Origin of the sequence: Anaerococcus nagyae (assembly GCF_017874535.1) — a bacterium.
Classification (GTDB): Bacteria; Bacillota; Clostridia; order Tissierellales; family Peptoniphilaceae; genus Anaerococcus; species Anaerococcus nagyae.
Genome location: NZ_JAGGLS010000016.1, coordinates 1 through 1,117, shown reverse-complemented (window position 1 = coordinate 1,117; position 1,117 = coordinate 1). Strand labels below are relative to the sequence as shown.

The following is a 1,117-nucleotide window of genomic DNA, read 5'->3' as shown; positions in this document are numbered from 1 at the left end:
AGTTTTCTTTAACCTTTTTTATGGTTTCTTTTATATAATAGATTTAAATTCTCTATCAATCCGAAGCTTCGGTACTGAATTTTAGCCCCGTTTATTTTCGGCGCAAACCCACTTGACCAGTGAGCTATTACGCATTCTTTAAATGTATGGCTGCTTCTAAGCCAACGTCCTGGTTGTCTTAGTAGGTTCACATCCTTTTCCACTTAATCCAGATTTTGGGACCTTAGCTGTCGGTCTGGGCTCTTTCCCTTTCGACTTAGGAGCTTATCCCTCTAAGTCTGACTCCATGATCTGATTTTTTGGCATTCGGAGTTTGATAGGCTTTGGTACGGTTAGCCGCCCTAGGCCAGTCAGTGCTCTACCTCCTTAAATCTTTAATCATAGGCTAGCCCTAAAGCTATTTCGAGGAGAACCAGCTATCTCCGGGTTCGTTTGGTTTTTCGCCCCTATCCACAGTTCATCCGATGCGTTTTAAACCGCACCCGGTTCGAGCCTCCAGTGAATTTTACTTCACCTTCACTCTGACCATGGATAGATCACCCGGTTTCGGGTCTATCATATCTAACTTTCGCCCTATTAAGACTCGCTTTCGCTTTGGCTTCATCTCTTAAAGATTTAACCTTGCTATATATGATAACTCGCTGGCCCATTCTACAAAAGGTACGACATCAGGCTTTTGCCCTCTGTCTGCTTGTAGGCTTAAGGTTTCAGGTTCTGTTTCACTCCCCTTTCGGGGTTCTTTTCACCTTTCCCTCACGGTACTTGTTCGCTATCGGTCACATGTTAGTATTTAGCCTTAGGGGATGGTCCCCCTATCTTCACAGCAAATTTCTCGTGTTCACTGCTACTTGCACCCACAATATATTTTCTTTTGTTTACAAGACTTTCACTTTCTTTGGTTCATTTTCCCAAATGATTCTACTAGTTAATATATTTCTTACTGGGTTGGGCTGCTTTCTTTTCGCTCGCCGCTACTTGGAAAATCGAGTTTTCTTTCTTTTCCTCCTGCTACTTAGATGTTTCAGTTCGCAGGGTCTTACTTCATAAAGCTATGTATTCACTTTATGATGTCTGTGTCTTCCACAGACGGGTTTCCCCATTCGGATACCTAGGGGTC

1 rRNA gene is annotated in these 1,117 nt (G+C 43.1%); it reads right to left on the bottom strand.

From position 1 onward, the window contains the following. Nucleotides 1-1,117, bottom strand: a 23S ribosomal RNA gene (locus J2Z39_RS08390); the annotation flags it as partial.